The 20219-nt window shown below is 73.2% G+C and carries 17 protein-coding genes and 1 riboswitch; of the genes, 7 read left to right on the top strand and 10 right to left on the bottom strand.

Annotated features, from left to right (window positions below):
* The first annotated feature begins 7 nt into the window (after positions 1 to 7).
* Entirely contained in the window at positions 8 to 1297 is a 1290-nt protein-coding gene (locus tag SRB5_RS11235) for an ArsB/NhaD family transporter (RefSeq protein ID WP_323377713.1), read from the top strand.
* 145 nt (positions 1298 to 1442) lie between these two features.
* The gene (locus SRB5_RS11230) at positions 1443 to 2144 is read left to right on the top strand and encodes a hypothetical protein (RefSeq protein WP_153451463.1); all 702 of its coding nucleotides are present in this window, start codon (positions 1443 to 1445) and stop codon (positions 2142 to 2144) included.
* On the opposite strand, the gene SRB5_RS11225 is transcribed toward SRB5_RS11230, so the two are convergent.
* Positions 2141 to 2806, bottom strand: coding sequence for an ArsR/SmtB family transcription factor (locus SRB5_RS11225; protein WP_153451461.1), 666 nt, complete (start codon positions 2804 to 2806; stop codon positions 2141 to 2143). The two genes, SRB5_RS11230 and SRB5_RS11225, sit on opposite strands and share 4 nt — an antisense overlap.
* 85 nt (positions 2807 to 2891) lie before the next feature.
* Between SRB5_RS11225 and SRB5_RS11220 the strand changes: the two genes are divergently transcribed.
* Positions 2892 to 4145, top strand: coding sequence for an MFS transporter (locus SRB5_RS11220; protein WP_153451459.1), 1254 nt, complete (start codon positions 2892 to 2894; stop codon positions 4143 to 4145).
* Between the two features lie 28 nt (positions 4146 to 4173).
* Here the strand turns inward: SRB5_RS11220 and SRB5_RS11215 are convergent, their stop codons facing one another.
* From SRB5_RS11215 to SRB5_RS11195, 5 genes are all read right to left on the bottom strand, one after another.
* Positions 4174 to 5019, bottom strand: a complete 846-nt coding sequence (locus SRB5_RS11215; RefSeq protein ID WP_153451457.1) for an aggregation-promoting factor C-terminal-like domain-containing protein — start codon at positions 5017 to 5019, stop codon at positions 4174 to 4176.
* Between the two features lie 8 nt (positions 5020 to 5027).
* Positions 5028 to 5201: riboswitch (cyclic di-AMP (ydaO/yuaA leader) on the bottom strand.
* Positions 5202 to 5340: 139 nt separating this feature from the next.
* Entirely contained in the window at positions 5341 to 5514 is a 174-nt protein-coding gene (locus tag SRB5_RS11210; RefSeq protein ID WP_153451456.1) for a hypothetical protein, read from the bottom strand.
* A 138-nt stretch (positions 5515 to 5652) separates the two neighbouring features.
* The gene (locus SRB5_RS11205; RefSeq protein WP_153451675.1) at positions 5653 to 6336 is read right to left on the bottom strand and encodes a response regulator; all 684 of its coding nucleotides are present in this window, start codon (positions 6334 to 6336) and stop codon (positions 5653 to 5655) included.
* 34 nt (positions 6337 to 6370) lie between these two features.
* Positions 6371 to 8869, bottom strand: coding sequence for an ATP-binding protein (locus tag SRB5_RS11200; protein WP_153451454.1), 2499 nt, complete (start codon positions 8867 to 8869; stop codon positions 6371 to 6373).
* 287 nt (positions 8870 to 9156) lie between these two features.
* Positions 9157 to 10341, bottom strand: a complete 1185-nt coding sequence (locus SRB5_RS11195) for an alanine--tRNA ligase-related protein (RefSeq protein ID WP_153451452.1) — start codon at positions 10339 to 10341, stop codon at positions 9157 to 9159.
* A 390-nt stretch (positions 10342 to 10731) separates the two neighbouring features.
* On the opposite strand from SRB5_RS11195, the gene SRB5_RS11190 reads away from it, so the two are divergent.
* Positions 10732 to 11295: an LPXTG cell wall anchor domain-containing protein gene (locus SRB5_RS11190; protein ID WP_153451450.1), complete on the top strand. Its 564-nt coding sequence runs from the start codon at positions 10732 to 10734 to the stop codon at positions 11293 to 11295.
* A gap of 485 nt (positions 11296 to 11780) precedes the next feature.
* Here the strand turns inward: SRB5_RS11190 and SRB5_RS11185 are convergent, their stop codons facing one another.
* The gene (locus tag SRB5_RS11185; protein ID WP_153451449.1) at positions 11781 to 12362 is read right to left on the bottom strand and encodes an Rv1733c family protein; all 582 of its coding nucleotides are present in this window, start codon (positions 12360 to 12362) and stop codon (positions 11781 to 11783) included.
* A 276-nt stretch (positions 12363 to 12638) separates the two neighbouring features.
* Between SRB5_RS11185 and SRB5_RS11180 the strand changes: the two genes are divergently transcribed.
* A complete protein-coding gene (locus tag SRB5_RS11180) occupies positions 12639 to 13352 on the top strand; it encodes a response regulator transcription factor (protein ID WP_323377712.1) in 714 nt (237 codons plus the stop codon).
* Positions 13353 to 13358: 6 nt separating this feature from the next.
* Here the strand turns inward: SRB5_RS11180 and SRB5_RS11175 are convergent, their stop codons facing one another.
* On the bottom strand, positions 13359 to 15098 hold the full coding sequence (locus tag SRB5_RS11175) for a GAF domain-containing sensor histidine kinase (RefSeq protein ID WP_153451447.1): 1740 nt from the start codon (positions 15096 to 15098) through the stop codon (positions 13359 to 13361).
* Positions 15099 to 15206: 108 nt separating this feature from the next.
* On the opposite strand from SRB5_RS11175, the gene SRB5_RS11170 reads away from it, so the two are divergent.
* Positions 15207 to 15782 (top strand): TIGR03086 family metal-binding protein, encoded by a 576-nt coding sequence (locus SRB5_RS11170; protein ID WP_153451445.1) that lies wholly within the window; start codon positions 15207 to 15209, stop codon positions 15780 to 15782.
* Positions 15783 to 15826: 44 nt separating this feature from the next.
* Positions 15827 to 16495 (top strand): ribonuclease H family protein, encoded by a 669-nt coding sequence (locus SRB5_RS11165; protein ID WP_153451444.1) that lies wholly within the window; start codon positions 15827 to 15829, stop codon positions 16493 to 16495.
* A 12-nt stretch (positions 16496 to 16507) separates the two neighbouring features.
* On the opposite strand, the gene SRB5_RS11160 is transcribed toward SRB5_RS11165, so the two are convergent.
* Together SRB5_RS11160 and SRB5_RS11155 are read right to left on the bottom strand one after the other, a co-directional pair.
* Positions 16508 to 18358 carry an ABC transporter ATP-binding protein gene (locus SRB5_RS11160; protein WP_153451442.1) on the bottom strand — a complete coding sequence of 617 codons (1851 nt, stop codon included), beginning with the start codon at positions 18356 to 18358 and terminating at the stop codon, positions 16508 to 16510.
* Positions 18355 to 20160, bottom strand: a complete 1806-nt coding sequence (locus SRB5_RS11155; RefSeq protein WP_153451441.1) for an ABC transporter ATP-binding protein — start codon at positions 20158 to 20160, stop codon at positions 18355 to 18357. The genes SRB5_RS11160 and SRB5_RS11155 overlap by 4 nt, the downstream gene beginning before the upstream one ends.
* Positions 20161 to 20219: the final 59 nt, after the last annotated feature.

Raw genomic sequence — 20219 nt, 5'->3', positions numbered from 1 at the left:
GAGCTTTGTGAACGACTGGCACAGCTGGGCAGCCGTCGTCGTCTTCGCGGCGACCTACGTGCTGATCATCAGCGAGAAGATCCACCGCGTCGCCGCCGCGCTCGGCGGCGCCGCGCTGATGCTCGCCGTCGGCGCGACCGACGACCGCTCCGCGTTCTTCTCCGAGCACAGTGGTGTCGACTGGAATGTCATCTTCCTGCTCCTCGGCATGATGATCATCGTCGGCGTGCTGCGGAAGACCGGAGTCTTCGAATATCTGGCGATCTGGTCGGTGAAGCGGGCCAGGGGCCGGCCGTTCCGGGTGATGGCCATGCTCGTCGTCATCACTGGCCTCGCCTCCGCGCTGCTGGACAACGTCACCACCGTGCTGCTGGTCGCCCCGGTGACGCTGCTGGTGTGCGAGCGGCTGCGGCTCCCCGCCGCGCCGTTCCTGATCGCGGAAGTGCTCGCCTCCAACATCGGCGGCATGGCGACGCTGGTCGGCGACCCGCCGAACATCATCATCGCCAGTCGCGGCGAGCTGTCCTTCAACGCCTTCCTGGTCCATCTCGCGCCGCTGTCCGCGCTGCTCATCGCGGTGCTGGTGCTGATGTGCCGGTTCATGTTCGCGAAGTACTTCGTGTACGACGAGGCCCGGGCCGCCGAGGTCATGGCACTGGAGGAGCGCGAGGCCATCCGTGACCACCGGCTGCTGGCCCAGGGCCTGTTCGTGCTGGTGGCCGTGGTCGTCGGCTTCGTGCTGCACCCCGTGCTGCACTACGCGCCGTCCGTGGTCGCGCTGCTCGGCGCGGGGCTGCTGATCGCCGTGTCCAGCGTGGAGACGTCCGACGCGCTGAGCGAGGTCGAGTGGCCCACCCTGGCGTTCTTCGGGGGCCTGTTCATCATGATCGGCGGTCTCATCGAGACCGGCGTGATCAGCGAGATCTCCTCGACCCTGGCGGACGTGATCGGGGACAACGAACTCGGCGGCTCCATGCTGCTCCTCGCCGCCTCCGGGGTGCTCTCGGGCGTCGTCGACAACATCCCCTACGTCGCCACCATGGCCCCCATCACGGCCGATCTGGTGGAGTCCCTGGGCGGCGGCGGCAACCACGTGATGTGGTGGGCCCTGGCGATCGGAGCCGACCTGGGCGGCAACGCCACGGCCATCGGCGCCAGCGCCAACGTCGTCGTCCTCGGGATCGCCGAGCGCAACGGCCAGCCCATCACGTTCTGGCAGTTCACCAAGTACGGGCTGCTGGTCACCGCCGTCACCCTGGCCGTCTCGGCCGGTTACGTCTGGCTGCGGTACTTCTGACCGGCGGCGGGCGCCTTGTCCGGGGACCGGTGGGCCCCGGCGGCCGGGCATCGCCGGCCCCGGGTCCGGAGCCGCCCGGCCCGGGCCCCGCGGGGAGCCGGCGGTGATCCTGGAGCGGGGGTGACCCGCCCGGGAAGGAGGGGCCATGACGGCTCCGTTCGTGAGCGCCGCCGGACTCGCCGTGATCCCGCGGCTGAAGGCCGTACGCGGTGTCGTGCTGGATCTGGACGCGGTGCTGACGTATCTGCCCTCCGTGCACGCCGCCGCGTGGCAGCGGGTCTTCGACGGTCTGCTGCGCGAGGTCACGGTGCCGGAACCGCTGCGGATCCGGCCCTTCGACGTACGGTCCGACTACCGGAACCTGATCGCGGGCCGCGGCGGGGCGGCGGCCGTGGCCGCGTTCCTCGCCTCGCGCGGGATGAAGCTGCCCCTGGGGCCTCCGGCGGATCCGCCGGGGTTCCGGTCGCTGCGGGCCGTCGAGGCGTACCACGACCGGGTCTTCGGCGCGTATGTGCGGCGTCACGCCACCGTCGCCTCGCCGGGCGCGATGCGTCTGGTGTCGGCGCTGACCCGGGCCGGGGTGCCCGTCGTGGTGTCGTCGCCGCTGGGCGGTACCCGGGACGGGGTGGTCGCCGCCCGCCGGACCGGCGCCGGGCTGATCGTGGCCCTCGACCGCGCCCGCTCCCCGCGCACCGAACTCGCCCTCATGCGCGCGGGCGCGCACCTCGTCCTGGGCGACACCACGGCGCTGCTCGAGCCGGCGGACACGCACGGCCGCCCCGGTCGCGACCCTCGCACACCTGCTGGAGTACGACGTCACCTGCGTGGCCGCGCGCCTGTGAGCTAACCCTCCACGGCGACCGGGAGCTCCGCCAGCCGCCACTCCAGCATGCCGTCGCGCAGCCGTATCGCGCGGCGGCCGCGGGCGTGCAGGAGCCGGACCGCGTCGTGGGCGAAGACGCAGTACTCGCCCCGGCAGTAGACGACGATCTCGGCGTCCTCCGGCAGCTCCCCGATCCGCCCGGCGAGCTCGTCGACCGGGATCGACAGGGCGCCGGGGACATGGCCCGCCCGGTACTCCTCCGCCGGGCGCACGTCCAGGACCACCGCGTCCGTACGGGACAGCAGCTCGGCGGGGTCGAGCTCCTCGGGGGCGCCCTCCCCCAGATACGCCTCCCGGGCCGCGGGCACCGCCGGCCGGTGCCGCGCGGCGACGCTGCGCAGCAGGGCGAAGAGCCGCGCCACGTCCTCCCCCGCCAGCCGGTAGAAGATCCGCACCCCCGCGCGCCGGGTGGCGACGAAGCCGGCCTGCCTGAGGATCTGCAGATGCGCGGAGGCCGTGGTCACGTTCAGCCCCGCGGCCTTCGCCAGCGCGTCCACGCCGCGCTCCCCCTGGGCCAGCAGATCCAGCAGCTCCAGCCGCTTTCCGCTGGCCAGAGCCTTGCCGCTGGCCGCGAAGGCCTCGTAGAGCTCAGCCTTCGGCGCAGCCTCGTGTGTGACGTCCGACATTGCATCCTCCATTAATCCATGGAATATCATAGCCGGACGTGGGTGCGCAGGGCCACCCGCCGGCCGCCACCCCGGAGGACCCCTCATGAACGCCACCGCGACCGAGCCGATCCGCCTGGGGCTGCGCGCGAACCGGCCGCAGTTCGTCCTGCTCGTCGTGGTGAACATCGCCGTCGGCGGGCTGGTCGGTCTGGAGCGCACCACCGTGCCGCTGATCGGCACCGACGTCTTCGGCCTCACCAGCGATCTGGCCGTCTTCTCCTTCATCATCGCCTTCGGCCTCACCAAGGCCCTCACCAATCTCGCCGCCGGCGCCCTGACCGCCCGCTACCGCCGCAGGCAGCTGCTGCTCGCCGGCTGGGTGCTGGGCATCCCCGTCCCCTTCGTCCTCGCCTGGGCGCCCTCCTGGGGCTGGATCGTCGCCGCGAACGTCCTGCTCGGCCTCAACCAGGGCCTGGCCTGGTCGATGACCGTCAACATGAAGATCGACCTCGTCGGCCCGTCCCGCCGCGGCCTGGCCACCGGCCTGAACGAGGCCGCCGGCTACACCGCCGTCGGCGTCACGGCCCTGCTCACCGGCTACCTCGCCACCACCCACGGCCTGCGCCCGCTGCCCGAGCTCATCGGCGTCGTCTTCGTCGTCGCCGGCCTCGGGCTGTCCCTGCTGGCCAAGGACACCGCCGGCCATGTCGCGCTCGAGCTCGCCCGGCACCCGAAGCCGCTGTCGGCCGCGGACACGCCCGGGCTCGCCGAGACGTTCGTACGGACCTCCTGGCGCGACCGGTCGCTGCGCGGCGCCAGCCAGGCCGGGCTGGTCAACAACCTCAACGACGGTCTGACCTGGGGTGTGTTCCCGCTGCTGTTCACCGACCACGGCCTCGGACTGGCCGCCGTCGGGCTGATCAAGGGTCTCTACCCGATCCTGTGGGGCCTGGGGCAGATCCCGACGGGCCAGCTGGCGGACCGGATCGGGCGCAAGCCGCTCGTCGTCAGCGGCATGCTCGTCCAGTCCGGGGGCTTCGCCCTGGCCCTGGCGCTGCTGGAGCGCCCGCTGCTCGCCGGGGTGCTGTCGGCCGTGGCGCTGGGCCTGGGCACGGCGATGGTGTACCCGGCGCTGATCGCCTCGGTGTCCGATCACGCGCATCCCGCGTGGCGGGTGGGCGCGCTGGGCACGTACCGGTTCTGGCGCGACATCGGCTACGCGGCCGGCGCGCTGGTCGCCGGGGTGCTGGCCGACCTCCTCGGGCTGAACGCCACGGTGATCGCCGCCGCCGTGCTGACCGCCGGGTCGGGTCTGCTGGCGGCGCGGTGGATGACGGAGCGCCCCGCCGCCGCCTGATCAGGAGGCGGCGACGGGGCAGCCGGGGTCAGTACCAGCTGTTGGCCTGCCAGAACGACCAGGCGCCGCAGGGGCTGCCGTAGCGGTCGTTCATGTAGCCGAGGCCCCATTCGATCTGGGTGAGCGGGTTGGTGCGCCAGTCGTCGCCGGCGGTGGCCATCTTGGAGCCGGGGAGCGCCTGCATCAGGCCGTAGGCGCCGGAGGTGGGGTTGGTGGCCCGGTAGTTCCAGCCGCTCTCGCGCTGGACGATGTTGCTGAAGCAGGTGAACTGGTCGGCCGGCATCATCTTCTGCGCCGCGGCCTTGATCCCGGACACCGTGGTCGGGACCGAGGGGGTGCTGGTGGACGCCTGGGTGGCCTCGGTCGTCTCGGCCTCCGTGGTGACCGGCTCGGTCACCTTGCCGCCCTGGGTGTCGATCTTCAGCTCGGTGCCGGGGCGCAGGGCCGCCGGGTCGGAGCCGACGGCGGCCTTGTTGTCGACGTAGACGCGCTGCCAGCCGCCCGGGACGTCGTAGCGGTCGGCGATCTTCGAGAGGGTGTCGCCCGCGGCGACGGTGTGGGTGACGTAACGGGCGGTGGTGGTGGTCGCCGTCGTTCCGGTGGGCTTGTCACCGAGGTCCAGCTCCTGACCGGGGAGGATCAGGTCCGGGTCGTCGCCGACGGTGCCCTTGTTCGCCTCGTACAGGCTCTGCCAGTCGGATCCGTAGCCGTTGTCGGCGGCGATGTCGGAGAGGGTGTCCCCCGACTGCACGGTGTAGGCGGCCGCCGCGGAGGTGCCGAGCCCCGCGACGGTGGGTATCGCGAGACCCGCGACGGTCAGGGCGCGGCGGGCGGTGCGCGGTTTGGCCGCGCGATGGGTGCCGGTGGATGCCATGGATGGGGTCCTCCTCCGACGCCTGCGAGGTGAGCTGTCGGGTTCGGGCTGGAGTTCGCCCGGCCGCACGGCGCGGCTTCACCCCGAGTCGGCGGGGACGGCGCGCCTTGGCACCGCTCCCGCACCGACGGAGAACGTGTGGGTCCCCCGCTCCTGCCCGACGGTACGGACGACGGAAGCCGGCTCCGGCGGGCAGGACTCGGCGACCCGGAGGCACGGCGCTCGCATGTGCGAACGCCAAGGACCCTAGGAGACCCGGCGGTCAGATCACAAGAGCATCACGGGGAATCGCCGGACACTTGACGCTGGGTATCGGCCGGGCTACGGGACGTCCGGCCGCAGCTCGGCGAACCCCGGCTGCTCGTGGCCGAGGTGCAGCAGCTGGCGCAGCAGATCGGCGCGGTGCAGCAGCCGGCGCACCACCGCCTCGTGGTCCTCGCCGGACAGCGGGAGAAGAAGCTGCGGGAGATGAAGCGGACCCCACTCGTCACGCATCGGACGCCACCCTGCCCTTCCTGACTCTGTAGGTCACCCCCCGTCGTCAGTCAGGACCACCCGCCGCTACAAATGGTTGTACGACACCGGAAGATCCGTCTCCGCCCGTTTCGCGGCGGATGGTCCCCGGTCGGAGCCCTACGGCTCGAAGCGGTAGCCCATCCCCGGTTCGGTGACGAAATGGCGCGGGTGGGCCGGGTCGGTCTCCAGCTTGCGGCGCAGCTGCGCCATGTAGACGCGCAGATAGTTGGTCTCCGTCCCGTACGACGGGCCCCAGACCTCCTTCAGCAGCTGCTTCTGGCTGACCAGCCGCCCCGCGTTGCGGACCAGAACCTCCAGCAGATGCCACTCGGTGGGCGTCAGCCGGACGTCCTTCCCGCTCCGGTTGACCTTCTTCGCCGCCAGATCGACGGTGAACGCGTCGGTGGTGACCGTCCCCGGGGACTCCGCGCCGGGGGTGGGCTCGGCGCGGCGGACGGCGGCGCGCAGCCGCGCCAGCAGCTCGTCCATGCCGAAGGGCTTCGTCACGTAGTCGTCGGCGCCCGCGTCCAGCGCCTCGACCTTCTCGTCCGAGGAGTGCCGCGCGGACAGCACCAGGATCGGCACCCGGGTCCAGCCGCGGATCCCGCGGATCACGTCCACGCCGTCCATGTCGGGCAGCCCGAGGTCGAGGATCACCACGTCGGGGTGGCGGTCCGCCGCCAGCCGCAGCGCGCTCGCGCCGTCGTACGCCGCGTCCACCTCGTACTTGCGTGCCCTGAGGTTGATGACCAGCGCCCGTACGATCTGCGGCTCGTCGTCCACCACCAACACCCTGTGCATCGCGTCGGCCTCTCGTTCCTTCTCCACCGCGCGCCTACGCCGCCGCGTCCATCGTGAGCACCATCGTCAGCCCGCCCCCCGGGGTGTCCTCGGCCACCAGTGTGCCGCCCATCGCCTCCGCGAACCCGCGCGCCACGGCCAGGCCCAGGCCCACGCCCGCGCCGCGCGGAACGTCGCCGGAGCGCTGGAACGGCTCGAATATCCGCTCTTTGTCGGCCTCGGGCACGCCGGGGCCCTGGTCGAGGACACGCAGCTCGACCCGGTCGCCCAGCGCGCTGCCCCGCACCATGACGCGTTCGCCGGGCGGGCTGTACTTCACCGCGTTCTCCACCACGTTGGCCACGGACCGCTCCAGCAGCCCGGGGTCGGTCACGACCAGCGGCAGGCTCTCCGGTATGTCGAGTACGACGCTGTCCTCCGGCACCCCGGCCAGCGCCCGGGGCACCACCTCGTCCAGCCCGACCGGGCGCAGCAGCGGGGTGACGGTCCCGGTCTGCAGCCGGGACATGTCGAGCAGATTGCCGACCAGGGCGTCCAGCCGGTCGGCGCTGAAGTCGATGCTCTCCAGCAGCTCCGCCTCGTCCGCCGGCGACCACTCGACGTCGTCGGAGCGCAGCGAGGTGACGGCGGCCTTGATGGCGGCGAGGGGGGTGCGCAGATCGTGGCTGACGGCGGCCAGCAGCGCGGTGCGGATGCGGTTGCCCTCGGCGAGCTTACGGGCCTCGCCGGCCTCCTCCTCCAGCCGCCGGCGGTCCAGTACCACGGCGGCCTGCGCGGCGAAGGCGCCCAGCACCCGGCGGTCGGAGGCGGGCAGCTTGCGCCCGGTGAGCGCGAGCGCGCGGCCCTCCCCGGCGGGGAGGTCGACGTCGGCGTCCTCGGGGCAGGCGGGCTGCGCCGAGCCCACGACGGCGGCGCACGTCCAGCCCTCGGGGTCGGCGGTGCGCTCGTACAGGGCGACGGAGTCCATCGCGAACGTCACCCGTACCTGCTCCAGCAGCGACTCCAGCGAGGTGTCCCCGCGCAGCACGCTGCCGGCCAGGAAGGACAGCGTCTCGGCCTCGGCGCGCAGCCGGGCCGCCTGCTGGGTGCGGCGGGCCGCGAGATGCACCACGGAGGCCACGGAGGCGGCGACGGCGAAGAAGACCGCGATGGCGACGATGTTCTCCGGGTCGGCGATGGTGAGGGTGCCGGTCGGTTCGGCGAAGTAGTAGTTCAGCAGCAGCGAGCCCCACGCCGCGGAGCCCAGCGCGGGCAGCATGCCGCCGAGCATCGCGGCGACGACGGTCATGGTGAGGAAGACCAGCACCGTGTTGGCGAAGCCGAAGCCCTCGCCGGCGGTGGTCAGCAGCAGCGCGAGCAGCCCCGGCCCGGCCAGCCCCGCCAGCCAGCCCGCGAGGATCCGGCCGCGGCCCAGGCGCGCGCCGCGGGCGACGGGCAGTCCGCGGCCCTTGGCGGCCTCCTCGTGGGTGACGATGTGCACGTCCAGGTCGGGGCCCGAGTCGCGGGCGACGGTGGCGCCGACGCCGGGTCCGAAGACGTACTGCCAGGCCTTGCGGCGGCTGGAGCCGAGCACGATCTGGGTGGCGTTGGCCCCGCGGGCGAACTCCAGCAGCGCCTCGGGGACGTCGTCGCCGACGACCTGGTGGAAGGTGCCGCCCAGGTCCTCGACGAGGCTGCGCTGGACGGCGAGCTCCTTGGGGGACGCGGTGGACAGTCCGTCGCTGCGGGAGATGTAGACGGCGAGGATCTCGCCGCCGGAGCCCTTGGTGGCCAGCCGGGCGGCGCGCCGGATGAGGGTGCGGCCCTCGGGTCCGCCGGTCACGCCGACGACGATCCGCTCGCGGGCCTGCCAGGTGGCGCGGATGTGGTGTTCGCTGCGGTACTCGCGGAGGTATTCGTCGACCCGGTCGGCGACCCACAGGAGGGCCAGCTCGCGCAGGGCGGTGAGGTTGCCGGGGCGGAAGTAGTTGGACAGCGCGGCGTCGATCCGGTCGGGGCCGTAGACGTTGCCGTGGGCCATCCGGCGGCGCAGGGCCTGGGGCGACATGTCGACCAGCTCGATCTGGTCGGCCTTGCGCACGATCTCGTCGGGGACGGTCTCGCGCTGGCGGACTCCGGTGATGTTCTCCACCACGTCGCCCAGGGACTCCAGGTGCTGGATGTTCACCGTGGACACCACGTCGATGCCGGCTGCGAGCAGCTCCTCCACGTCCTGCCAGCGCTTCTCGTTGCGGCAGCCGGGGACATTGGTGTGCGCCAGCTCGTCCACCAGCGCGATCTTCGGATGCCGGGCCAGGACGGCGTCCACGTCCATCTCGGTGAAGACGGAGCCGCGGTACTCGATCTCGCGCCGGGGTATCTGCTCCAGCCCGTGCAGCATCACCTCGGTACGGGGGCGGCGGTGGCTCTCCACGAAGCCGACGACGACGTCCGTGCCGCGCTCGAGCCGCCGGTGGGCCTCGGACAGCATGGCGTAGGTCTTTCCCACGCCGGGGGCGGATCCCAGGTATATCCGCAGTTTGCCGCGTCCCATGTGCTGATTGTCCGTCTCGTCGGCCATTCCACTCACTCGAAGCCTACGGCGCGACTTCGGGACGAACCGGACGGATCCCGGCGCCGGACGGACCTTTGACGGATCCCTGACGCGCCGCCGGGGTGCGGGAGTGGCCGGTCGTCGCCCATGGTTTTGACGCGTACTTGCCAGACTTCCGGGGGCGCGGCTACCGTTTTCCAGCCCGTCGCGCTTCGGGCCGCCCCCGGTGTCACCGGGGTACGACGGCGGGGCCGGCCCCACACGGCCCTGCCGTCTCCCCCGGCCGGCTACACCGTCGGCCCGCCGGTCAGCCCGTCCACCAGCTCGCGCGGCAGCCCGTGGGTGTCGTGCAGATAGCCGTAGTCCTCCGGCGTCAGCTCCCGGCCCGAGAAGCGGGGCCTCGACAGCACCGTACGGCCGCGCTCCAGCAGCCCGCGGAACCGCCGCTCCTCCCCGGCCAGCACCCGCAGCACCTCGTCCGGCGACATCTCCTGCCGGAAGTGGCCCAGGGTGTGCTCCAGCAGCTCCCGCGGCAGATCGGCGAGCGTCCGCGTGGGGTCGTCGCGCCACAGCACCGTCAGCACCCGCCGCAGCAGCCGGCGCAGCACGTAACCCCGCCCGGTGTTCGACGGCCGGACGCCGTCGCCCGTCACCACGATCCCGGACCGCAGATGGTCGAGGACCAGCCGCAGCGACGGCTCGTCCAGCGGCCCCCACAGGCCCGGGACCAGCCGCGTCCAGGGCTCGAACAGGTCGGTCCCGTACACGGATTCCTTCCCCTGGAGGATCGTCACCAGCCGCTCCAGCCCCATCCCCGTGTCCACGCCGGGCCGGGGCAGCGGGGTGAGGCTGCCGTCCTCGTGCCGGCGGTAGCGCAGGTGGACGTGGTTCCAGACCTCCACCCAGCGCTCGTCGCCGGTCGGGGTGGACTCGGGCGGGCCGTCGCCGGTCCAGTGGAAGATCTCCGAGTCGGGACCGCACGGCCCGGTGGGCCCGTTGGACCACCAGTTGTCCTCGGTCGTACGTTCCACCGGGACGCCCAGTTCGTCCCAGGTGTCGAGGGATTCGGTGTCGGGGCCCACCTGTCCGTCGCCGCCGAAGACCGTGGCGTACAGCAGGCCGGGGTCGATCCCGTAGCCGTCGGTGAGCAGTTCGTACCCCCAGCGCAGGCTCTGCGCGTGGCCGTAGTCGCCGAGCGACCAGGAGCCCAGCATCTCGAAGACCGTCAGATGCCGGCTGTCGCCGACCTCGTCGAGGTCCGTCGTGCGCAGACACCGCTGGACGTTGGTCAGCCGCCGCCCCAGCGGATGGGGGAGGTCGCCCTCCAGGTACGGGGTCAGCGGATGCATGCCGGAGGTGGTGAACAGCACCGGGTCGCCGGGTGGGGGCAGCAGGGTGCTGCCGGTGATCGGGCGGTGGCCGCGGTCCCGGTAGAAGGATTCGAAGGTGTCGGTGATCTGCTCGGAATTCATGGCGGTTCGCTTTCCGGTCGGGTTCGTACGAGAAATGGGCGATGACGCTGATACGACGAACCGGAAAAGAAGCCGAGTCGGAGCTGAGCACGAAAAACGCCGGCGATCCGTTTCCGGTCGCCGGCGTGCGGTGAGACGTCAGGCAGCGGCAACCGAGGAGCTGGTCGCTCGCGCGGTAGCAGTGCCGGTACGGGGCCTGACGTTCGTCATGCGACCAGGGTAACAGGGGGGCAGGGAGAAGTCTTCGGAGTTTTCTGCGACCCCTCATCCGGAAGAGTTGTCTGTGATCTGAATTACCCCCGGCCTGGCGTAGTAACGGGCATATGCCCTCGGGCGGTAGGACACGCTGTGCGTTCCGCAGGTTTCTGTTGCGTAAGGAACGAGCAGCGAATGAAGCGCATTTCAGGTCTCCGTTGGCCCGTGCAGGTGCTGTGCGTCGGCGCGGCGGCCCTCTGTATCGCCTCCGGACCCGCATGGGCCGTCTCCGCCGACCGCGACCCGGCCGCCGCCGGTACCGGCGCCGCCAAGTCGCATGTCCCGGGTGAGCGGGACAACCCGGCGGTCGGGTACTTGGGCGAGCCGGAGACCGGCTCGGGCGAGGGGTCCGGCATCGGTATCTCCTCCGAGTCCGACGACGGCCCGGGAGCCCAGGCCGGCCGGGGCGAGGAGCCGCCGGCTCCTCCGGTACGGAACGTGGAGCCGCCGGAGCAGCCCACGACACCCGAGGAGCCGCAGACCCCGCCGGAGCGGCCCGGACAGCCGGAGCAGCCGCAGACCCCGGACCGGCCGCCGACGCCGTCCACCGGTGACCGCGGACCGGCCGCGCCGCCGGCGAAGGAACTCGCCCGTACGGGCGGCGACTCGGACACCGTGGTGGCCCTGGGCGCCGCCGGGACGGGGGTCACCCTGCTCGGCGTGGCCGGCGTCCTGCACGCCCGCCGGCGCCGCAGCTGACCGACGGCCGCCGACCCCGGGGGGCGTGCGCCCGTATCGCGTCGCGCGCCCCCGCACGGGCCGCCGGGAGGGCCGTTCGGCCCCATGCGCACCGGCGCACCGCCGGGCATGCTGGGCGGGCCTCGGCAATCCGTGGCACTGGGGGGGGATGGGCCGGTCCGGACGCTGCTGGGGGGTGTGCGTCCGGACCGGCCCGAGTCGTGTCCGCAAGCGTCGGCCGGGCGCCGGGTCAGGCGTACGGGGGCCGTTCGGCCCTCCCGCCGTATCCCGCCCGGCCCCTGTGCCGGCCGCCGGGGAGCGGGCAGGCTGCATCGCGGGGTGGCCGTGGCGGCCGGTGGCCTCCGCCGAAGACCTGGTCGGCGGACGTCGCGTCCCGAACAGCCGTCACGGCCCTCCCCGGGTCCGTGTGACGCGGGCTTCGCGAGCTGGATCGCGGGGCTGCGTGACACGGGCCCTTCCGCGTACCCGTACACCGGACGCGCCGCTCACCACGTGCCGCGCTTGCGCCGCCATTCCGGGCCCACCCGGGCCCATTCGCACTCCCAGGTCCGCAGCCTCGCCCGGTCCAGCCGCACCCCGGCCACCCGGCGGGCCAGCCAGGCGAGCGCCACGATCACGGCGGCCGACGAGACCCCGGCGAGCACCCCCTGCAGCCCGGCGTCGAAGGCGCCCGGCGGGGGCGTGGCGATCCGCTGCCGGGCGGTGTCCGTCCACACCCGCGCCCGGTCGCCCTCGCGCAGCCCGCGCGGCACCCGGGCGGTGGCGGTGACCTCGGAGCCGTCGGCGGCGGTCCAGCGCACCGTCGCCCGCTCCCTGCTCCGGTGGACCTCGTCGGCACCCGGCCGCGACGTCTCCGGGTCCCCGACGAGCACCGCGCCCACCTGGCGCCGGTCCTTCGCCTGCGCCAGCAGATAGTCGTGCACGCCGCTGCCCGCCGCGATCCCCGCCGACCCGCCGGCCACGACCGCGAACAGGGCGGCCGCCAGCACGATCCACGCCTCGAGTACGTCGGACCGCCGGCGGAGCGGATTGCTCCGCCAGCGCCACATCAGCAGTCTGGTCTTCATGGCCCACGCTCCCCAATTCGAGTGTCGCACCGGGCAGTCCGAGGTGGTAGCTCGGTCCCCCTCAAAGAGACCGAATACACACACTTGGTGCGACACCGCCCCGCCGTGAGCTCCCCGCCGGCCGCGATCGGGGACCCGTTCGGCCCTAGACCGAAAGGGTGTTTCCGCCCAGGATCTGTGCGGGAGCACTTCAACGACGAGGCAACGCCGGGGCCGGCCCCGGCCGGCTGAAGCGCGCGAGCCCGACCCCGGCCCGATCCGCCCCGAGGAGCCACCGTGACCCAACCGATCCCGGCACGTCGCTTCAGCGCGGACGACCCGGTCCGTGTCTTCCTGCTCGACGACCACGAGGTCGTACGCCGGGGTCTGCGCGACCTGCTGGACTCCGAGCCCGACATCACGGTGGTCGGCGAGGCGGCGAGCGCCGCCCACGCGCTGGCCCGCGGCCCGGCGCTGCGGCCCCATGTGGGGGTGCTGGACGTGCGGTTGCCGGACGGCGACGGCATCAGCGTCTGCCGGGAGCTGCGTTCGCGGATGCCGGACCTGGCGTGTCTGATGCTCACGTCGTTCGACGACGACGACGCGCTGCTCGACGCGATCATGGCCGGGGCGTCGGGCTATGTGCTCAAGCAGATCAAGGGCTCGGACCTGGTGTCGGCGGTACGGACGGTCGCCTCCGGCCAGTCGATGCTGGACCCGGCGACGACGGCGCGGCTGATGAGCTCCCTGCGCGGCGGCGAACCCGAGCCGGAGCCGGCCGGCGAAGCCCTGGCGGGGCTGTCGCCGCGGGAGCGGGAGATCCTGGCGCTGATCGGCGAGGGGCTGACCAACCGGCAGATCGGCAAGCAGCTGTACCTGTCGGAGAAGACGGTGAAGAACCACATCTCCCGGCTGCTGGCGAAGCTGGGCGTGGAACGCCGCATCCAGGCCGCCGTCCTGGCCAGCCAGGCCTCCTTCCCGCGGCAGAGCGGCGCGCACCAGCCGCACTGAGCCCGGCTACGGCGGCAGCGGTACCCGCCACACCAGCCGGGTGCCGCCGCCCTCCGGGGTGGAGAGCAGGGACTCGCCGCCGAGCTGGCCCGCGCGCTCCGCGAGGTTCTTCAGCCCGCTCAGCCGGCCCCGCTCGGGCATGCCCACGCCGTTGTCGGTGACCGTCAGGGTGAGCTGGTCGGCGCCCACCGTGAGGGCGATGCCGACCGCCGACGCGTGCGCGTGGCGGGCGGCGTTGGACAGGGCCTCACCGAGGACGGCGACGACCTGGTCGGCGATCGCGGCCGGCACATTGGTGTCGACCAGGCCCTCGGTGCGCAGCGTGGGCGTGAAGCCGAGGGCGGGGACGGCCTGTTCGACGGTCTGGAACACCCGTACCCGCAGGCCCCGCAGCTGCGGGCCCGGCTGGTGGGCGCGCAGGCCGAAGATCGTGGTGCGGATGATCTTTATGGTCTCGTCGAGGTCGTCGACCGCGCGCAGCAGCCGCTCCTCGCCCTCGGTCGAGGTCACGAAACGCATGGCGGACTGCAGCGTCATCCCGGTGGCGAAGAGCCGCTGGATGGCCATGTCGTGCAGATCGCGGGCGATGCGGTCGCGGTCCTCGTAGAGCGCTATCTGTTCGGCGTCGCTGCGCCGTTCGGCCAGCTCCATGGCGAGGGCCGCCTGGCCGGCGAAGGCCAGCAGCGGGGCCGTCTCGTCCGCCCCGAAGGACGGCTTGCCCTTGGCCCGGGCCAGCATCAGCACGCCGCGCAGCCCGTGCGCGCCGCCCATCGGGACGGCGACGGCGGCGCCCAGCCCGGCGCCGCGCAGCCGGCTGAACCGGGTGCGCGGGTCGGTGTCCACGTCGGGGCTGCTGACGGGCTCCGCGGTGGAGTACGCCAGCCCCGCGAGGGTGCCCTGCGCGCCCATGACCCGGCCGACGTGCCGCTCGCCGCCCAGGCCCAGCGCGAGGGCCACGCGCAGCTCCCCGGGGTGGGCACCGGGGCCGGGGACGGGCGCGGGGACCGGGAGGGCGACGGTGCCGAGGTCGGCGTCCAGGTTGTAGCGGGTGCGCTCGACGATCAGCTCCAGTACGACGGACTGGTCGGCGCCGGACAGCAGGGTGTTGGTGACCTCGCCGGCGGCCTCCAGCCAGCGCTGGCGGCGGCGCGTCTGCTCGTACAGCCGGGCGTTCTCGACGGCGACGCCGGCGGCGACGGCGAGGGTGCTGAGCACCGCCTGGTCCTCGCCGTCGAACGTCCCGCCGCCGCGTTTCTCCGTCAGATAGAGGTTGCCGAACACCTCGTCGCGCACCCGGATCGGCACCCCGAGGAAGGAGTGCATCGGCGGATGCCCGGCGGGGAAGCCGGCGGACGCCGGATGGTCGGCGATCTCCTCCAGCCGCAGCGGCTGGGGCCGGCGGATCAGCTCGCCGATGAGACCGTGGCCGTCGGGCTCGCGGTCGATCCGCGCGCGTTCCTCGTCGCCGACGCCGACGGTGACGAACTGCGCGAGCGTCCCTTGGTCGCCGACGACGCCCAGCGCCCCGTACCCGGCGTCGACGAGCACCACCGCGGCCTCGACGATGCGCCGCAGCACCTGGCGGACGTCGAGTTCGCTGCCCACCGTGAGGACCGCCTCGAGCAGGCCGTGGATACGGTCGCGGGCGCCGCGCACCTCGGCCGTCCGCAACTGCAGCTCGCCCAGCAGCTGATCGAGCTGCGGCCGGGGGAACGTCCCCGCGTCCTGCCGCCTGTCGGCACCCATCGCCCACCCTCCGCCGGCGTACGGCCGTGTCGTCCGGTCAGGTGGTGAACCCGCGCCGTTCGCACCGGTATCCCTACGTTATCGGGGTCCGCTCCTAGAATCGGGCCCATGTCCCGGAACGAGACACTGCGCCGTCATGCCGAGGCCCTCGACTTCTTCACCCAGCGGGTGCACGCCGTGCGCCCCGACCAGTGGGACGCGGCCACGCCGTGTACCGAGTGGTCGGTGCGGCAGCTGGTCAATCATCTGACGGTGGAGCAGCTGTGGGTGCCGCCGATCGTCACGGACGGCGCGACGCCGGCGGAGGTCGGCGACCGGTTCGACGGCGATCTGCTGGGCGACGATCCGGTGGCCGCCTGGGACCGGGCGGCGGCCGGGGCACTGGCGGCGTTCTCCGCCGCCGGGGCGCTGCAGCGCGAGGTGCACCTGTCGTTCGGCGACGTCACGGGCGAGGCGTACTGCGCGCAGATGACGACGGACGCCGCGGTGCACGGCTGGGATCTGGCCCGGGCGATCGGCGCCGACGAGCGGATGCCCGGGGAGCTGGCGGAGTTCAGCCTCCGGGAGACCACCCCGTACGCGGCGGACCTGGCGGCGAGCGGCATGTTCGCCCCGGCGGTGCCGACGGCGCCGGACGCGGACGCCCAGACCCGGCTGCTGGGGCTGCTGGGGCGGAAGGTCTGACACCGCTGTACGGGCCCGAGCCCCGGGGGTGACAGAATCGCCGGATGTCCGATGTGAGCGTTGCGGCGTGCGACGGTGCCGCCAAGGGGAATCCCGGGCCGGCCGCCTGGGCCTGGTGTCTGGCCGGGGCGGACGGTGAGGTCGCCCGCTGGGAGGCCGGTCCGCTGGGGCGGGCCACCAACAACGTCGCCGAGCTGACCGCCCTGCGGCGGCTGCTGGAGGCCACCGACCCCGCGGCGGCGCTGGAGGTCCGGATGGACTCGACGTACGCGCGGGACGCGGTCACCACCTGGCTGCCGGGCTGGCGGCGGCGCGGCTGGAAGACGGCGGGCGGGAAGCCGGTGGCGAATCTGGAGCTGATCCAGGCCATCGACAAGCTCCTCGACGGGCGCGAGGTACGGATCGTGCACGTGCGCGCGCATCAGACGGACGGCGACCCGTACAACGCGGTGGCCGACCAGGCGGCGAGCGACTGCGCGGACAGCCAGGAGGCCGCGGGCACGGCGTACGGCTCGCCCCGGCCCGTACCGCAGGCGGCGCGCACCCGGCCCGCGGCGGGGTCGGCGACGAGCGCGCCGGCGAAGAAGGCACGCACGGCCACCGTGAAGGCCAGGTTCCCCGGCTGGTGCCACTGCGGGAAGTCGTACGGGCAGGGCACCGTCATCGCGAAGAACGCCGGCGGCTGGGGCCACGTGGAGTGCGCCTCCCGCTGAGCCGGCGGCGGGTCAGACCACGCTGTCCCGCCACGCCTGGTGCAGCTCCGCGAACCGCCCCCGGTCGGCGATCAGGTCGGCCGGGGTGCCGTCCTCGACGATCCGCCCGTGGGCCATCACCAGCACCCGGTCGGCGATCTCCACCGTCGACAGCCGGTGCGCGATCACCACGGCCGTGCGCCCGCGCAGCACCGTGTGCATCGCGCGCTGCACGGCCCGTTCGCCGGGGATGTCCAGGGAGCTCGTCGCCTCGTCCAGGATCAGCACCGCCGGGTCGGCGAGCAGCGCCCGGGCGAATGACACCAGCTGGCGCTGCCCCGCCGAGATCCGCCCGCCGCGCTTGCGGACGTCGGTGTCGTAGCCGTCGGGGAGCGCGGCGATGAACTCGTGGGCGCCGATGGCCCGGGCCGCGGCCTCGATCTCCTCGCGGGTGGCGTCCGGCCGCCCGAGGGCGATGTTCTCCGCGACGGTGCCGGAGAACAGGAACGCCTCCTGCGTGACGAGCACGACGCTCTGACGGAGCTCCGCCCCGGCCACGTCCCGCAGATCGGTGCCGTCCAGCAGCACCCGGCCCTCGGAAGCGTCGTAGAACCGGGCGAGGAGCTTGGCCAGGGTCGACTTGCCGGCGCCCGTCGAGCCGACGACGGCCACGGTCTGCCCGGCGGGGATCGTCAGGTCGAACGGCGCCAGCACCTCGCCGCCCGTACGGTACGCGAAGCTCACCCCGTCGAACACGACCTCGCGTCCGGGAACGTCCGCGGGCCGCTCGCCGAGGGCGGCCGGGGCCGCGGGCTCGGGGACCGAGGGGACCTGCGCCAGCAGGCCGGCGATCTTCTCCAGGGACGCGGCGGCGGACTGGTAGGAGTTGAGGAACATCCCGAGCCGGTCGATCGGGTCGTACAGCCGCCGCAGGTACAGCACGGCCGCCGCCAGCACACCCAGCGCCAGCCCGCCGTCGGCGACCCGGTACGCGCCCCACACCACGATGGCGGCGATCGCCGCGTTGGCGGTGAGCCGGGAGGAGACGACGTAGCGGGCCATCTCCAGGATGGAGTCGCCGTTGACACGCTCGTGCACCCGGTTGAGGCGGTGGAAGCCGCCGTCGTTGGCCTGTTCGCGGCGGAACGCCTGGACCGGGCGGATGCCGTTCATCGTCTCGACGAACTTGACGATCACGGCGGCGATGGCCGTGGAGCGCTCCTTGTAGACGCGCATCGAGCGCTTCTGGAAGCGCCGGATCGCCAGATACAGCGGGACGAACGAGGCCAGGGCGGCGGCGCCGAGGCCGAGGTCCAGATAGAGGAGCATGGCGCCGATGTAGACGGTCGCCAGGATCAGCGCGATGAGCTCCTGGAGGCCCTCGCTGAGGAGTTCGCGCAGGGCCTCGACGTCGTTGGTGGCGCGCGAGATGAGCCGGCCGGAGGTGTAGCGGTCGTGGAAGTCGACGGAGAGGGCCTGCGCGTGGCGGAAGATCCGGGCGCGCAGGTCGAGGAGAGCGTCCTGGTTGACGCGGGCGGCGGCCCGTACGAACGCGAACTGCAGGACGCCCGACGCCAGCGCGCACAGCAGGTAGGCGGCGCCGACCATGACGAGCGGGCCGCTGTCGTCGTCCTTCAGCGCGGGCACGGCCCGGTCGATGGCGATGGCCACCAGCAGCGGTCCGGCCTGGACGGCGGCCTGCTGGAGGAGGATCAGTACGGCGGCGACCACGACCCTGCCGCGGTGCGGGGCGAGGAGGGAGCGCAGGAGCTTCAGCGAGGCGCCGCGGGGGGCGGGCAGGACGTCCTGGTCGAACGGGTCCCCGTGGCCGGCCGGTTCGCCGCCGGCCCTCTCGTCCTGCTGTTCCGGTGCCGTGGTGGTCATCGGGCGAGTTCCTTCCGCGGCTCGGCGCCGGACATCAGCCGGCGGTACTCGTCGTTGCCGTGCAGCAGCTCCTCGTGGGTGCCGACCGCGGTGATCCGGCCGCCGGACAGCAGGGCCACCCGGTCGGCGAGCAGCACCGTCGACGGGCGGTGCGCGACGACCAGCGCCGTGGTCTCGGCGAGGACCTGCCGCAGCGCCGCCTCGACCAGGGCCTCGGTGTGCACGTCGAGGGCGGACAGCGGGTCGTCCAGCACCAGGAACCGGGGCCGGCCGACGATCGCGCGGGCCAGCGCGAGGCGTTGGCGCTGGCCGCCGGAGAGGCTGAGGCCCTGCTCGCCGACCTGGGTGCCGGCGCCCTCGGGGAGGTCGTCCACGAAGCCCGCCTGGGCGACGTCCAGCGCGCGGCGCAGCGCCTCGTCGCCGGCGGCGCCCTCGAGGTCGGCGCCCATCAGGACGTTCTCCCCGGCGGTGGCGGAGAACAGCGTGGGCTCCTCGAACGCGACGGCGACCAGGGTGCGCAGCTCGTCGCGCGTCATGTCCTGGATGTCGTGCCCGTCAAGGGTGATGCGCCCGGCGGTCAGCTCGTGCAGCCGCGGTACGAGGGCGGTGAGCGCCGTCTTCCCGCTGCCGGTGGCGCCCACGAGGGCCATCGTCTCGCCGGAGCGGATGTGCAGGTCGATGCCCTCGAGGGTGGGGCTGTCGGCGTCCGGGAAGGTGAACGTGACGTCGTGGAACCGTAGCCCGGCGTCCCCGCCGGCGGGGCCCGCCGCGCGGGGCGACGGGACGAGAGCGGCGTCCCCGGCGTCGGCCTCGGGCTCGTCCATCACCTCGAAGTAGCGGTCGGCGGCGGTCGCGGCCTCGTTGCTGATCGCGAGGAGGAAGCCGATGGACTCCACCGGCCAGCGCAGCGCGAGGGCGGTGGACAGGAAGCCCACCAGGGTGCCCGCCGACAGCTCGCCGTCCGCGACCTGCGTGGTGCCGACGATCAGCGCGACGCCGATGGCGAGCTCCGGCAGCGCCATGATCAGCGCCCAGATGCCGGCGAGCAGCCGGGCCTTGTGCAGCTCGGTGCCGCGCAGCCGGTGGGCGAGGTCGTGGAAGGCGCGGGCCTGGCTGCGGTGCCGGCCGAAGCCCTTGATCACGCGGATGCCGAGCACCGACTCCTCGACCACGGTGGTCAGATCGCCGACCTGGTCCTGCGCCTTCCGCGCCGCGAGCGAGAACTTCCGCTCGAACGTCGAGCACAGCACCACCAGCGGCAGCACCGGCCCGAGCAGGATCAGCCCGAGCGTCCACTCCTGGGCCAGCAGGATCGCGAACCCCACCAGGATCGTCACGCCGTTGACCAGCAGGAACGTCAGCGGGAAGGCGAGGAACATGCGCAGCAGCATCAGGTCAGTCGTACCGCGCGACAGCAGCTGCCCCGACGCCCACCGGTCGTGGAAGGACACCGGGAGCCGCTGCAGATGCCGGTAGAGGTCGGCACGCATCGCGGCCTCGACCCCCGCCAGCGGCCGGGCCACCAGCCAGCGCCGCAGCCCGAACAGGGCCGCCTCGCCGAAGCCGAGCGCCAGCAGCAGCCCGCCGCCGAACCACACCCCGGCCGGATCGCGGTCGGCGACGGGACCGTCCACGATCCACTTCAGGACGAGCGGGATGAGCAGGCCCGTGCAGGACGCGACGATCGCGACGCCGGCGGCGACGCTCACACGGGTCCGGACGGGACGGACATAGGGCCAAAGGCGCAGGAGGGAGCGCACCGCGGATCTGTCGGCGTCCGCGACCTTCGTTGTATCAGGCATCGAGACCGACCCTATGGTCCGGGAGCGACAGGCTCCACATGGTTTTCGCCACTTACGCG

This window comes from Streptomyces smaragdinus (genome assembly GCF_009604385.1).
GTDB lineage: Bacteria > Actinomycetota > Actinomycetes > Streptomycetales > Streptomycetaceae > Streptomyces > Streptomyces smaragdinus.
Note: the sequence above shows the minus strand (reverse complement) of the source record. Positions and strands in the feature narration are given on the sequence as shown.

Bases quoted from the DNA above. Each gene is read 5' to 3' on its own strand.
- SRB5_RS11230 (WP_153451463.1), top strand. From the start codon at position 1,443: ATGACGGCTCCGTTCGTGAGCGCCGCCGGACTCGCCGTGATCCCGCGG.
- SRB5_RS11225 (WP_153451461.1), bottom strand. From the start codon at position 2,806: ATGTCGGACGTCACACACGAGGCTGCGCCGAAGGCTGAGCTCTACGAG.
- SRB5_RS11220 (WP_153451459.1), top strand. From the start codon at position 2,892: ATGAACGCCACCGCGACCGAGCCGATCCGCCTGGGGCTGCGCGCGAAC.
- SRB5_RS11215 (WP_153451457.1), bottom strand. From the start codon at position 5,019: ATGGCATCCACCGGCACCCATCGCGCGGCCAAACCGCGCACCGCCCGC.
- SRB5_RS11210 (WP_153451456.1), bottom strand. From the start codon at position 5,514: ATGCGTGACGAGTGGGGTCCGCTTCATCTCCCGCAGCTTCTTCTCCCG.
- SRB5_RS11205 (WP_153451675.1), bottom strand. From the start codon at position 6,336: ATGCACAGGGTGTTGGTGGTGGACGACGAGCCGCAGATCGTACGGGCG.
- SRB5_RS11200 (WP_153451454.1), bottom strand. From the start codon at position 8,869: ATGGGACGCGGCAAACTGCGGATATACCTGGGATCCGCCCCCGGCGTG.
- SRB5_RS11195 (WP_153451452.1), bottom strand. From the start codon at position 10,341: ATGAATTCCGAGCAGATCACCGACACCTTCGAATCCTTCTACCGGGAC.
- SRB5_RS11190 (WP_153451450.1), top strand. From the start codon at position 10,732: ATGAAGCGCATTTCAGGTCTCCGTTGGCCCGTGCAGGTGCTGTGCGTC.
- SRB5_RS11185 (WP_153451449.1), bottom strand. From the start codon at position 12,362: ATGAAGACCAGACTGCTGATGTGGCGCTGGCGGAGCAATCCGCTCCGC.
- SRB5_RS11175 (WP_153451447.1), bottom strand. From the start codon at position 15,098: ATGGGTGCCGACAGGCGGCAGGACGCGGGGACGTTCCCCCGGCCGCAG.
- SRB5_RS11170 (WP_153451445.1), top strand. From the start codon at position 15,207: ATGTCCCGGAACGAGACACTGCGCCGTCATGCCGAGGCCCTCGACTTC.
- SRB5_RS11165 (WP_153451444.1), top strand. From the start codon at position 15,827: ATGTCCGATGTGAGCGTTGCGGCGTGCGACGGTGCCGCCAAGGGGAAT.
- SRB5_RS11160 (WP_153451442.1), bottom strand. From the start codon at position 18,358: ATGACCACCACGGCACCGGAACAGCAGGACGAGAGGGCCGGCGGCGAA.
- SRB5_RS11155 (WP_153451441.1), bottom strand. From the start codon at position 20,160: ATGCCTGATACAACGAAGGTCGCGGACGCCGACAGATCCGCGGTGCGC.